We start from the raw sequence: 12,168 nt of genomic DNA, 5'->3' as shown, positions 1-12,168 counted from the left end.
TCATACTTTCTTTGCCAGCCAGCTGTGCACTGGCATCAACAGCAAAGGTTCCATTCGTCACAATCTCTTCGCCTTCAGCCAGACCATCTGTAATGACATAGCCATTGGATAGCGAAGGACCTAATGTTACACGTCGTAATCTGAAGGTAGGTTGCGTTTCTCCCGTGTCTTTTACATAGACAATACTTCGTTTTCCTGTCCACATCACGGCACTCTTTGGCACGACAATCTCACCATGGTATTGCTTCATATTAGCCACAATGTTGCCAGTCAAGGTCATTTCGGGCTTAAACCATCCATTTGTATTATTCATTTCTACGCGCACACCAGCTGTCCTACTGGAAGAATCAATCATGGGATCGACGAAACTTACGCTGCCTGTGAACACTTTTCCAGGCATTGCTTCGGTAGTAAAGTGAATCTTTTCGCCAACATGAATAAATGGTAAGTCGCTTTCATATGCTTGGAACATGGCCCAAACCTTACCGAGATTTGCAATCTTCATCAATGCTTGTCCTTGTTTGACATAGTCACCTTGATTGATATTCTTTTCAATCACAGTGCCCGAAGTATTTGCCTTCAGCGTGGTGTAAGGGGAGGCTTTGCGTGTATGCATCAGTTGATTAATCTGTGCTTGCGTGATATTCAGCAGTCTAAGCTTCTCAATAGCTGCGTCAATCAGCGGTTTCTTTTGGGGCGATGCAGGGAAGTTCAGTGCTGCAATCAGTTCTTGTTCAATGGCGTATAGCGTCGGAGAATAGATTACAGCCAATGTTTGTCCACGACTAACACGGTCGCCCGACGCATTGATCAATAGTTTCTCGATGCGTCCTTCCACGTAAGATGACTGCGTTTGTTCTAAGCGCTGGTCGGGCAATATCTTCCCGAATAGGCGCACTTCTTTGTTTGTTGCTCCGCTGCCAACAACCTCTGTCTCGATATTTGCCAATGCCACGGCCTCATCACTCATCACAATAGCATTGGAATCGGTTGTTGCTGTGCTTTGCTTTTCATCGTTGACAGGGATAAGAGTCATCCCACAAATGGGGCATTTTCCGGGGTGATCCTGTCTCACTTGTGGGTGCATGGAGCAGGTATACATCGTTTTTCCTCCCGAATGTTGGTGTGTATCTGTTGCGTGAGTGGTGCGGAAGAGGAGCCACCCTAATAGGAGTCCTATCGTCAGCGCAACGGCAAACGATAGCAGGATATGTTTTTTTATAAAATCTTTCATCATCTTTTGCTTTTTTTTGTTATACATTCTTTTACTTCACATCGCGTGCAAGGAGCTGGATAGCCTCTGCTGTGATGGTGTTATATTGCGCATTGGCTTCGGCTTTTAAGAGGTCGTAGTCGATGCCTTCGCGAGTCGTTTGAAGAATATCTGTGAGCGATGCCGCCCCCGTAGCATATTCTTTTTGCATCAGTTCGAGCGTTCTGTTGAGCAAACTCACCTCACTCTCATAAAGCTTCAATTTGCGTTTTATATCGTCAGCACGCTGTTCAATGCTGAGATATGTGCTTTGAAGTGCATCCAACTGATTTTGATAATTGTAGGCTGCGCTACGTTCCATGAATTGTGCACTATGGATAGCCGACGTAATCTTTTTACGATAAATGGGGATTGTGACGCTCACCATGGGCATCACCATATCTTTTCCGTTCATGTTGGGCATCATTGGCATGTCAACTTTCCCATTGAGCGTATATTGAAGTCCCACACCTATCATGGGCATACCTTTTGCTCTGGTCTGCTCTTCTTGTGATTTAAACGCCTTTTGCATAGCCGAATACTGTGCAAGTTTGGGATTGTTTCGTTCAATCTCTGTCCAATTAAAGGTGGGCATCTGCCGTAATGGGATGGAATCGGGTAGGGACAAAGCTGCATTTGGCTGCCGATGCATCGTGATGTTGAACTGCTGCTTTTGTAAAGTCAGTTGGGTTTCAAGACTTTCCGTTTGTTCTTTCAATCGCTCCTCTTCTGCATCAAGGCGTAATTGGTCGCTCATTTTCGTGTCACGTCCTGCAGTATAGTTCTTATAAAGATAGATAGCCACCTTTTTAATATCGTTTAAAAGCGCGCGTTTCCGTTTTACAGCTTTCACCTTTTCTTGCGTTGCGAGTATGGAATACCATTGTTTCTCAACGTTGAAGGCTGTTGATAAGCTTTTTTCGCGAAACTTCTGGTAGGCCTCTTGCGCTTTATATTCCATTTGTTCGCGACCTGCTTTCAGTGTGCCAAACCATGGAAACATCTGCATAATGGTTATAGTTGCAAGCTGTTTTCCATTGACATGGTGCATCGCTTGTGGGAAAAGGCCTACACTTAGCTGTGGATCGCTCAAGACACCCGCACCTTGCGCATTGACCATTTGCGCCTGATAGGCCTGGTATTCACTCTTCAGACCAGGATTGTTGCGTATTGCTTCGGCAATATACACGGCCAAACTATCTTCTTTATTGTCTTTTCCTGTCGCATAAGCACTGCCATAGCAGGTGAATAGTCCTATGCATAGGAAATATAAAATCTTATTCTTCATGCTCATTTTTGTTTGCAATCATACTTTTCTTTTGTTCACGTTTCAAGGCCGATTCACGCCACCAGCATTGGAAAACTGGCACAACAAACATTGTCATGGTCTGTATTAACATGCCGCCAAAGGTAGGAATGCTCATCGGAACCATAATATCTGAGCCCTTTCCCGTGGATGAAAGCACGGGTAATAGCGCGATGAGTGTTGTCGCAGTGGTCATTGCTGCTGGGCGAATACGCTTCATTCCGGCTTCAACAACAGCCTCGCGAATCTCTAAAGGACTATGGGGTTGTCGTTTTAAGAACACCTGATGGATGTAGGTTCCCATCAAAACACCATCGTCTGTAGCGACGCCAAAGAGTGCGATAAAGCCTACCCAAACGGCAACACTGAGGTTGATTTGTCCCATACCAAAGAGGGTTCGCATATTCACTCCCGCGATATTGAAGTTTAAAAACCAGTCTTGTCCGTAGAGCCAAATCAGGATAAAGCCACCCGCAAAGGCTACAAAAACGCCCGAGAAGTGTATCATTGAGGCCGTGACGCTTTTAAATTGGAAGAAAAGGACCAAGAAAATCAGAATCAACGCAATAGGAATGACCACCTGAAGGCGTTCTGCAGCGTGAATTTGTTGCTCGTAAGTGCCCGTAAATTTATACGTGACGCCCTTAGAAAGTTTAATCTTTCCATGAGCTACAAGCTCGTCAATGTGTTTTTGAGCCGCATGAACAACATCCACTTCAGCCTTGTTACCCACCTTATCAAACGTGACATAGCCCACTAAAAACGTGTTTTCACTCTGAATCATCGTCGCGCCTTTGACGAAATGAAAGGTCGCCAATTCGCCTAAAGGAATTTGTGTTCCTTCAGCTGTTGGAACGAGTATCCCGTTTAACACCTCGGGGTCATCTCGCAATTCACGTGCATAACGCACACGAATAGGGAATCGTTCGCGCCCCTCAACGGTGTTTCCTTCAGCCATTCCACCGATAGCTGTCTCGATAACACTTTGCACAGTCCCCACTTGAATGCCATAACGTCCGAGTTTTTCTCTGTCGAGGTTAATTTCTATATAAGGTGCTCCTTCTGCACGATCATAATACACAGAGGATGAGTTGATGTCGGGTGTCGCTTTCAACGCCTTCTCCATTTGCAAGCCTGCCTGCTCAATCGAAGCCAAATCAGGACCATATATCTTTAATCCCATAGGGGCTTTCATTCCTGTTGACAGCATCACTTGCCGAGTTGCAATGGGTTGTAGTTTCGGACTTCCTGTCAATCCCGGGAGATTAGTGGCCTTAACAATCTCTTTCCAAATGTCATCTTCGTTTTTAATCTCGTCTCTCCACAGACGTATGTAGTCGCCATTCTTGTCGCGAATGCGTTTACCATCATCGTCCAATTGGTATTCGGGTTTGTAGTTGATGGTTATCTCATACATTTGAATGGGTGCCGGGTCGAGAGCACTTTCCACACGTCCCCATTTGCCAACAACCGATTCTACTTCGGGAATGGCTTTTATGCGCTGGTCCAAAATCTTGCAATTCTGTCTATTTTGTTCAACACCACTGTTGGGCATACTTGTTGGCATGAGCAAGAAAGCGCCTTCATCTAAGGTGGGCATGAACTCACTTCCCGTCTTTATCCAAATCATTCCGCCGGCAATCAGAGTCAATATGGGGATAGACATAAACTTCCATCGGTGGTTCAAACACCAACGAAGGATTTGCTCATACTTGAGCACCAGGAGCCAAAGGATAGATAGGATGGCCCCCACAGTAACGATAACGAACAGTAAATTGAGTAACATTCCATTCTGTGGCCCTAAAGGAAGCCACACACTTGAAAGCTCATAGGTAGCTAAAAGCACCACAATGGCAATAATCAGCATGTTGGTGCTGACTGTCCAATGCATGATTTTGAAGGTGCGCGGCACTCGTTTTTTGAAAATTTTCAATGCCCATCGTTTTGGAATCCTTAGTGAGAAAATCCAGTAAGCTAACGTCGGGAGGATTAAAATGCCTAAAAGCAGGGCCGATAATAGGGCAAAAGTCTTTGTGAAAGCCAATGGATGAAACATCTTTCCCTCTTGTGCCTGCATGGCAAATACGGGTAGAAAGCTGATAATCGTAGTGCCCATGCCCGTCATAACTGCCCCTGAAACCTCATGAACGGCATTCAAAATCAATGCTTCTAATTGCTTACCGCGGGCATTGGGAGCAGTGCTCAGATGACGAACCGCATTTTCCATGAACACAACTCCTACGTCAACCATCACACCAATGGCTATAGCGATACCACTGAGTGCCACGATATTGGCTTCAATCCCTAAGAGTTTCATGATGATAAACGTGGTTAATACAGCCAAAGGCAGCATGGTTGCAATCACGAAAGAAGCGCGTAGGTTGAGCACCAGGATAAGAACAACAATGATACAGATGAGAATTTCGTGCATCAGTGAGCTCTCAAGTGTGCCAATTGTCTCTTTAATCAATCTGGTACGGTCGTAAAAAGGCACGACGGTGACGCGTGATTTAGAGCCATCTTTTAACGTTTTCTCAGGTAGCCCCCCTTGCATTTCGGCAATCTTTGCTTTCACATTGTTGATGACTTCCATGGGATTACTGCCGTTACGTGCCACGACAACGCCGCCCACAGCCTCTTGCCCTTCCTTGTCAAGTCCGCCACGTCTGTCTCCGGGTCCAAACGAAACCTTAGCCACATCCTTAACTCTCACGGCCACACCATGGCGATCTGTGATGGCAGCCTCTTCCAAATCTTTCAGCTTTTTGACGTAACCGAGGCCGCGAATCAAATATTCTGCGCGGTTCACTTCCATTGTTCCCGCGCCTACATCGATATTCGAATTCTTCACAGCCAACATGACTTGTACGAGATTCAGGCCGTAAGCACGCATAGCTTCTGGGTCAAGATCAACCTGATATTCTTTCACATAACCACCTACTGAAGCCACTTCGCTGACCCCTTCGGCCGAACTTAATTGGTATCTTACATAGTAATCTTGAATGGTTCTCAATTCTTCTGGATCCCAACCGCCGGCAGGTTTTCCCGTTTTGGGGTTTCGTCCTTCGAGCGTATACCAATAAATTTGGCCTAATGCCGTGGCATCTGGCCCGAGTGTTGGTTTCACTCCTTCGGGCAATAAACCGGCAGGAAGCGAGTTGAGTTTTTCCAAAATGCGTGACCGGCTCCAATAAAAGTCGACATCATCATTAAAGATAATATAGATAAACGACATGCCGAACATCGACGATGACCGAATGGTCTTGACACCGGGAATTCCTAATAATGCCGTTGTTAGGGGGTATGTGACTTGCTCTTGAATATCTTTTGGCGAGCGCCCCATCCATTCTGTTGCGATGATTTGTTGGTTATCACCAATGTCAGGGATAGCATCTACAGCCACAGGATTGCGTGGTATGAGACCGCTATGCCAGTTAAAGGGGACGGTAGACAGCCCACCTATTATAATCGATATCAACACAAGTGCCGTGATTAAACGGTTGTGAAGAAAGTATCTAATAATTTTGTGCATTGAATGTACTTGTTATTTAACGACCTCACCCGTGCTAAAGACTCATCAAAAGAAAAGCATCGCCCAATCGTATCTGTACGATCGGTCTCTTTTCTTGCGAAAATCAAACTTTCGGTTCGGTCAAATTATACCATAAATAAATGTTGAAACGAAATCCGTTTCATCGTAGGAGGAGCCCGAAGTCCGCTATACGGAAGGTAAAGGCAGCCCAAGTAGGAGTTAACATACGCATAAGCGTTGCCGTTGCTGCCCTCCTCTGCAGGTATAAAATTAAATAAAAAGTAATCAAAGTTGATGGTTACGCCATGAAACCAATCGTTGGCCAGGAGCAAAGGATGCACCTGTGGCGTGCTGCTTTGCATGAATTGCTGGTGCAGCTGGTAATGATGCGCAACATGCTTACACATCGGACAGCCCGTATTCTCATTGCAAGAATCAGCCATCTCCTGTCCAGCTTCTGTCTTAAAATGAATGCCATTTACGGTCATGCCTATCAATTCACTATCGCAATAGTGAATATTCACGTTTACTCCCGATACACTTACCAGGAAAAACAGCAGCATTATGATGGATAGCATGCGCTTCATTATTTTGCAAAATTAAAAATTTTGATTTGGTAAATATAAAAAATCATTTCTTTTTTTAATTTATTAACTGGGAAAGTCAATTTGTTATTGGATATACTTTGTATTATTTACTTTGTTAACTTCAATTAAATATGCCGAATATTTTTCTTCATTTAAGAGTTGTTTGATATGGAGTAGGATGTTGTTTTTATAAATTTTGTATTGTCAAACAGACGATTTCTAAGTGTCAGATGCATGATATAGAGCCTATATACTTATGGCTTTTAAAATATAAATCAGAGTTTTTTCAAAGTGTATTTTATGCTTTGTCTATACAATTAATGGATGTATGTAATATGCTTTAATTCAATAAGTTATATTATTTGTGTTGAATAAAAAACAAACTCATTGAAATTGTGAAATAATCTCTATTAAATGACTGAGTGAATGCTATTACTTTACTATACAATTTCTATCGTTTTAAAATTTCAATAAGATGTAGTTGATATAAAGTATGGATTATTTATTGGTATTAATGGTTGTATTTTTGTGCGTTATTAGTTTTCTAAGCATCATTCTTTTGACGTATTCTATCCGTTTAGATTCATAGATTCATAAAAAAAGAATAACCCTTTGATGAGGATTATTCTTTTATATTATGTCTTATAGTGTTTGACAATATTCCGTCAAATACCTAATTTCTATGTTAATGTACAGTTTCAAATTCTTTTAAGAAACGTGTATCATTCTCAGAGAATAGCCTTAGATCACTCACACGATATTTGAGATTGGTTATTCGTTCAACTCCCATTCCAAAGGCATATCCTGTATATTCTTTACTGTCTATTCCACAAGCTTCAAGTACATTGGGGTCAACCATTCCACAACCTAAGATTTCTACCCAACCTGTTTGTTTGCAGAAGCTGCACCCTTTTCCTCCACAGATATGGCAAGAGATATCCATTTCTGCACTTGGTTCAGTGAAAGGGAAGTAGCTTGGGCGTAGACGAATCTTGGTTTCTGGCCCAAACATCTCACGAGCAAAGGTGAGAAGAACTTGTTTAAGGTCTGTAAAGCTGACATTTTTATCAACATACAATCCTTCAACTTGATGGAAGAAACAATGCGCACGAGCGCTGATGGCTTCATTTCTATACACACGTCCTGGACAAAGAATACGGAAAGGAGGCTTGTGAGTCTCCATAAAGTGTGACTGATCTCCAGAAGTATGGGAACGCAATAGAATGTTCTTTGTTACATCATTCGGATCACTTTGTTCGATGAAGAATGTGTCTTGCATGTCGCGTGCAGGATGATCTGCGGCGAAATTTAACATGGTAAATACATGCTTATCATCATCAATTTCAGGGCCATCTGCCATGACAAAGCCCATGCGTTGAAAGATATCAATAATTTTATTCGTAACAATTGTTAGAGGATGTCGTGTCCCTAAGCGAATAGGGTAGGCTGTTCTTGTTAGATCAATGTCAGCCCCTTCAGTCTGATTTTCGTCAAGTTGTTCTCTCAAACTATTGATTTTATCGGTAACGGTCTTTTTTAACTCGTTAATTTTAATACCGATATTCTTCTTTTCATCAGCTGCAACATTGCGAAAATCAGCCATAAGAGCATTAATTTCTCCCTTCTTACTGAGATATTTTAATCGCAATTGCTCAACATCTTCTGCATTCTTTGCAGACAAATTGCTAACTTCTTTGAGAAGTTCTTCTATTTTCTCTAAAAGCATATACTTGTTAAAAACGTTTTTAATTCATTCAACACAGCGCAAAGTTACGTATTTTATTGGAAAAAAAAAAGTGCAAAATGATATTTTTGTACTTGCTTTTTATTTTTATCTTTGTTTGTTGTTATAATCGAAATAAAGTTGTATTTTTGCATTGAATTTGTAATTTAACAAATTTAGACATAATTAAAATAGGTATGAGAAGGTTTACTTTAGCTTTTGTTTTTATATTTGTTGTGATAACAGCTTGTATTACTACCACGGGATGTACAGACAAAAAAGCATCTCTAACGGATAGTACTACGATTGATTCTATGCAGAAAGACTCAACATCTGCTGATACAATGGAAGCTTTAATGATAGAACAGCCTATGCCAAAAGCTGCCGATGAACTCTTTGATGACTTCTTTTTTAACTTTGCAGCAAATAGGAAACTACAACGTAAACGAATTCATTTTCCTTTGCCAGTATATACAGATGGGAAAGTCATTAAAACGATTGCAAAGAATGAATGGAAGATAGATAACTTCTTCATGAGGCAGGATTTCTATACTTTAATCTTTGATAATATCAAACAAATGCATGTAGTTAAGGATACAACTATTAGCCATGTTGTTGTTGAAAAGATATATTTTAAGACGAAAAACGTTAAACAATATCTTTTTAATCGCATCAATGGTGAGTGGATGTTGACTTCAATCAACTATAAACATATGTATCAAAACTCTAATGCTTCATTCTTAAAGTTTTATCAACGTTTTGCTGTTGATTCTGCATTCCAGGTGAAGAGTGTTCATGATCCTTTAATTTTTGTTGGCCCAGATCCTGATAATGATTTCACGACAACATCTGGAACGTTACTCCCAGAGCAATGGCCTTCGTTTGCACCACAGCTTCCTCATGGCTTGATATATAATATTATATATGGTCAGAAGTACACGGAGAGTGACCAAAAGATTTTTGTTATGCGAGGAATTGCAAATGGATTGGAAACAGAGTTGACCTTCAAGCGCCATAAAGGAAAATGGATGTTGACTAAACTTTCAATGTAAGGAGTCTGTTATGAAAGATATAAGAGATTATGGTTTATTAGAACATAATACGTTTGGAATAGCTGCTTCTTGTAAAAGGTTTCTGGAATATTCTTCTATTCAAGAGGCTGTTGACTTAGTTTCTCAATTGAATGAAGAGGATAGGCCATTATTAATAATAGGTGAAGGAAGTAATCTTTTATTAAAAGGTGATTATTCTGGAACAGTTATTCATTCGGCTATACATGGTATTGAAGTTAAACAGACAGGCAATGATTATTTCCTTCGTTGTGGTTCTGGAGAGCTTTTTTGATAACATAGTGGATTATGCTGTTGCGCATAGATACTATGGTTTAGAGAACTTATCACTTATTCCTGGCGAAGTGGGGGCCAGTGCTGTTCAGAATATCGGTGCTTATGGCGTTGAGATAAAAGACTTTATACATTCGATTGAAGCTGTAGAAATAGAGTCAGGGAAACTCATTTGTTTTTCAAATGAAGATTGTCAGTATGGTTATAGACAGAGTAAATTCAAGCATGAATGGAGAGATAAGTATCTCATTACAGCCGTTACATATCGACTCTCAAGTCTTTTTGAATCGCATTTAGATTATGGGAATATTAAGATCAAGCTTGTAGAGAAGCAAATAGAGAAGCCAACTGCAGAACAATTGCGTAATATTATTATTGAGATTCGTCAAGAAAAGCTACCTGATCCAAAGGTGACGGGGAATGCGGGAAGTTTCTTTATGAATCCAATTGTAGATGAAAAGAAACACAAACAGTTGCTTTCTGATTATCCACAAATGCCTTTTTATCGAGTATCGCAAAATGAATATAAAATTCCTGCGGGTTGGATGATAGAACAATGCGGATGGAAAGGTAAGGCTTTGGGCAAGGCTGCTGTCCATGACAAACAAGCTTTGGTGTTGATAAACCTTGGGGGAGCCACGGGAAAAGATATTGTAACATTATGTGAAACCATTCAGCGTGATGTGCAAAAACGCTTTGGTATATGGATTAATCCTGAGGTTAATATTCGATGAAAGTAACTCTTTTGGGAACAGGTACATCGCAAGGAGTTCCTGTTTTAGGTTGTAATTGTGAAGTTTGCAAAAGTAATGATCCACATGATCGTAGATTTCGAACCTCAGTTTTAATAGAAACAGCTTCAACACGAATTCTGATTGATTGTGGACCAGACTTTAGAATGCAGATGTTGGCACAGCCTTTTCGTAAAATTGACGCTGTTCTGTTAACACATATTCATTATGATCATGTTGGAGGAATAGACGATTTAAGACCTTTTTGCCGTTTCGGAGATATCAATATCTATTCAAATACTGATGTCATTAAAGGCTTAAAACATAATATGCCGTATTGTTTTCCGGAGAAAGGAGATTTATATCCTGGAGTACCAAGGCTTATTTTACATGAAATCAAACCTCATGTTGGATTTAATATTGGTGATATTGAGGTTATGCCGATAACGGTAATGCATGATAAATTACCAATCTTGGGATATAGGATAGGCAAACTTGCTTATATCACTGACATGAAAAATATAGAAGAAAAAGAATTTGAATATCTATCAGGGATTAGTGTTTTAGTCATTAATGCATTGCGATGGAAACGCGAACATCATAGTCATCAATTGGTGGATGATGCCATTTCTTTTGCAAGAAAGTTAGGGGTTAAGAGAGTGTTTCTCATTCATATGACACACGAAATAGGCCTACATGCAAAGGCAAACCTATTACTTCCTTCAGGAATTCAATTTGGTTTTGATGGAGAAACGATTATCGTCTAAACTTCCTATAAAGCTTCCAGCCTAAGATTGCACCATCAATTATGCTTGCTCCAGTATTAATGAAGCTTGTGATTCTTTTTGATGGCGAAGAGTTTCTGTCAAAGATGTCGGATGGTTTGAATAGGCTATGCCATAGTGTTCCTATTTTTTTTTCATCCTCTAATATAGCATTACGTATAATCTCTTTACGTAATTTTATATCGTTAAGTGATTGACATTCTTTGATTGTTTCCATAAATTACTTGCTAAAAAAGAGTTGAGCTAAGAAGCGAACTAATGGTTTTTCTATCCATTGATGTCTGAAAATGACGCAAAGGATAAGCATAGATAGATAGCAACATCCAACAATGGAGAATGCAGCAACGGTGCCTACGCAGTTACTTAAAAGAAAAGCAGCTGCAAAACTGAGATAGATAAGGGCCAGTATTACTAATCCAACGATTATTGCAGAGATTGTAACTGCTGTAATAAGATGCACAATTTTTTCCACTACATCAAGCTTCATAGATTCTTTTTGAAGCTCGATGTAATGTTTAAGCACCTCAACGAGTTGCCCTATAGTTTCAATATTTCTGTCGTTTGAGAACATATCTTATTCTGCTACAGCATCAGGTGCGATATCTTTGATGTCATCAATCAAGTCATCTACCTCTTTGCGTGTAAGTTTTATGTTATGTCTTTTGCAGAAATCATCTACAGCATCTGTAATCTTTGAGCGTGTGTCAGTACCTTTTTCTGGAGCCATTAATAGACCTAATGCAGCACCTGCAATTGCGCCCCCTAAGAAAGCTCCAATGTAACCTAAAGTCTTCATAATCTTAAAATTAAATTATACAATTGTAAAATGTTTCTTGAAGTATTTTGAATAACATCTTGAATACATACGCAAATATAGAGAAAGTTTGTTGATTGAACAAGAAAAGCGTT

The 12,168-nt window shown here is 40.4% G+C and carries 10 protein-coding genes and 1 pseudogene; 3 read left to right on the top strand and 8 right to left on the bottom strand.

Annotated elements, in window-relative coordinates; translation table 11 throughout:
• The 5 genes from HMPREF9420_RS02055 to pheS form a co-directional block, all read right to left on the bottom strand.
• The coding region (locus tag HMPREF9420_RS02055) for an efflux RND transporter periplasmic adaptor subunit (RefSeq protein WP_248628066.1) at window positions 1-1,237 on the bottom strand (1,237 nt) is incomplete at its 3' end.
• Window positions 1,238-1,265: 28 nt separating this feature from the next.
• Complete coding sequence (locus HMPREF9420_RS02050) at window positions 1,266-2,540, bottom strand: TolC family protein (protein WP_007133734.1); 1,275 nt, start codon at window positions 2,538-2,540, stop codon at window positions 1,266-1,268.
• Window positions 2,530-6,090, bottom strand: coding sequence for an efflux RND transporter permease subunit (locus HMPREF9420_RS02045; protein ID WP_007133733.1), 3,561 nt, complete (start codon window positions 6,088-6,090; stop codon window positions 2,530-2,532). Before HMPREF9420_RS02045 ends, HMPREF9420_RS02050 begins: the two co-directional genes overlap by 11 nt.
• 125 nt (window positions 6,091-6,215) lie before the next feature.
• Window positions 6,216-6,677 (bottom strand): HYC_CC_PP family protein, encoded by a 462-nt coding sequence (locus HMPREF9420_RS02040; protein WP_007133732.1) that lies wholly within the window; start codon window positions 6,675-6,677, stop codon window positions 6,216-6,218.
• 685 nt (window positions 6,678-7,362) lie between these two features.
• Window positions 7,363-8,403 carry a phenylalanine--tRNA ligase subunit alpha gene (pheS, locus tag HMPREF9420_RS02035; protein WP_007133731.1) on the bottom strand — a complete coding sequence of 347 codons (1,041 nt, stop codon included), beginning with the start codon at window positions 8,401-8,403 and terminating at the stop codon, window positions 7,363-7,365.
• 194 nt (window positions 8,404-8,597) lie between these two features.
• On the opposite strand from pheS, the gene HMPREF9420_RS02030 reads away from it, so the two are divergent.
• The 3 genes and pseudogenes from HMPREF9420_RS02030 (at window position 8,598) to HMPREF9420_RS02020 (ending at window position 11,241) form a co-directional block, all read left to right on the top strand.
• Complete coding sequence (locus HMPREF9420_RS02030) at window positions 8,598-9,452, top strand: DUF4348 domain-containing protein (protein WP_007133730.1); 855 nt, start codon at window positions 8,598-8,600, stop codon at window positions 9,450-9,452.
• Window positions 9,453-9,462: 10 nt separating this feature from the next.
• Window positions 9,463-10,477, top strand: a pseudogene (gene murB, locus HMPREF9420_RS02025) (UDP-N-acetylmuramate dehydrogenase).
• Window positions 10,474-11,241 carry an MBL fold metallo-hydrolase gene (locus HMPREF9420_RS02020; RefSeq protein WP_007133727.1) on the top strand — a complete coding sequence of 256 codons (768 nt, stop codon included), beginning with the start codon at window positions 10,474-10,476 and terminating at the stop codon, window positions 11,239-11,241. Before murB ends, HMPREF9420_RS02020 begins: the two are co-directional and overlap by 4 nt.
• Here the strand turns inward: HMPREF9420_RS02020 and HMPREF9420_RS14995 are convergent.
• Genes HMPREF9420_RS14995 through HMPREF9420_RS02005 form a run of 3 tightly spaced genes read right to left on the bottom strand, consistent with a single transcriptional unit; the run spans window position 11,231 to window position 12,055 of the window.
• The gene (locus HMPREF9420_RS14995) at window positions 11,231-11,476 is read right to left on the bottom strand and encodes a hypothetical protein (RefSeq protein ID WP_007133726.1); all 246 of its coding nucleotides are present in this window, start codon (window positions 11,474-11,476) and stop codon (window positions 11,231-11,233) included. The two genes, HMPREF9420_RS02020 and HMPREF9420_RS14995, sit on opposite strands and share 11 nt — an antisense overlap.
• Window positions 11,477-11,479: 3 nt before the next feature.
• Window positions 11,480-11,830, bottom strand: a complete 351-nt coding sequence (locus tag HMPREF9420_RS02010) for a phage holin family protein (protein WP_007133725.1) — start codon at window positions 11,828-11,830, stop codon at window positions 11,480-11,482.
• Window positions 11,831-11,833: 3 nt separating this feature from the next.
• Window positions 11,834-12,055, bottom strand: a complete 222-nt coding sequence (locus HMPREF9420_RS02005) for a YtxH domain-containing protein (RefSeq protein WP_007133724.1) — start codon at window positions 12,053-12,055, stop codon at window positions 11,834-11,836.
• Window positions 12,056-12,168: the final 113 nt, after the last annotated feature.

Origin of the sequence: Segatella salivae DSM 15606, from assembly GCF_000185845.1 — a bacterium.
Lineage (GTDB): Bacteria > Bacteroidota > Bacteroidia > Bacteroidales > Bacteroidaceae > Prevotella > Prevotella salivae.
The sequence above is the reverse complement of the archived record's forward strand: the minus strand, read 5'-3'. Positions and strand labels throughout refer to the sequence as shown.

Excerpts from the sequence above, each read along its gene's own strand:
- HMPREF9420_RS02050 (WP_007133734.1), bottom strand. The coding sequence starts at position 2,540 with ATGAAGAATAAGATTTTATATTTCCTATGCATAGGACTATTCACCTGC.
- HMPREF9420_RS02045 (WP_007133733.1), bottom strand. The coding sequence starts at position 6,090 with ATGCACAAAATTATTAGATACTTTCTTCACAACCGTTTAATCACGGCA.
- HMPREF9420_RS02040 (WP_007133732.1), bottom strand. The coding sequence starts at position 6,677 with ATGAAGCGCATGCTATCCATCATAATGCTGCTGTTTTTCCTGGTAAGT.
- pheS (WP_007133731.1), bottom strand. The coding sequence starts at position 8,403 with ATGCTTTTAGAGAAAATAGAAGAACTTCTCAAAGAAGTTAGCAATTTG.
- HMPREF9420_RS02030 (WP_007133730.1), top strand. The coding sequence starts at position 8,598 with ATGAGAAGGTTTACTTTAGCTTTTGTTTTTATATTTGTTGTGATAACA.
- HMPREF9420_RS02020 (WP_007133727.1), top strand. The coding sequence starts at position 10,474 with ATGAAAGTAACTCTTTTGGGAACAGGTACATCGCAAGGAGTTCCTGTT.
- HMPREF9420_RS14995 (WP_007133726.1), bottom strand. The coding sequence starts at position 11,476 with ATGGAAACAATCAAAGAATGTCAATCACTTAACGATATAAAATTACGT.
- HMPREF9420_RS02010 (WP_007133725.1), bottom strand. The coding sequence starts at position 11,830 with ATGTTCTCAAACGACAGAAATATTGAAACTATAGGGCAACTCGTTGAG.
- HMPREF9420_RS02005 (WP_007133724.1), bottom strand. The coding sequence starts at position 12,055 with ATGAAGACTTTAGGTTACATTGGAGCTTTCTTAGGGGGCGCAATTGCA.